Genomic DNA, 236 nt, shown 5'->3' on the forward strand with positions numbered 1-236 from the left:
ATTCAGCATACTGGTGTATTGTGCTTTGCCTTCGGTTTTTAGCTTGGCAACGTCGTTAGCCAGCAGGTAACGCAAAAACGCCTGAGCCTGTGGCCCTTCTACGTCAACAATAGTCATGTGAGACACATCAAAAACACCGCAGTCACGGCGTACAGCATGGTGCTCTTCAATTTGTGAGCCGTAGTTCAGCGGCATGTCCCAGCCGTGAAAATCAACCATCTTTGCACCCGCTTTTA

1 pseudogene is annotated in these 236 nt (G+C 49.2%); it reads right to left on the bottom strand.

Annotation, left to right across the window (positions count from 1 at the left end):
* Positions 1-236, bottom strand: a pseudogene (gcvT, locus tag RJ32_RS15455) (glycine cleavage system aminomethyltransferase GcvT); the annotation flags it as partial.

Origin of the sequence: Idiomarina sp. 28-8, assembly GCF_000320945.2 — a bacterium.
Taxonomy (GTDB): Bacteria; Pseudomonadota; Gammaproteobacteria; order Enterobacterales; family Alteromonadaceae; genus Idiomarina; species Idiomarina loihiensis.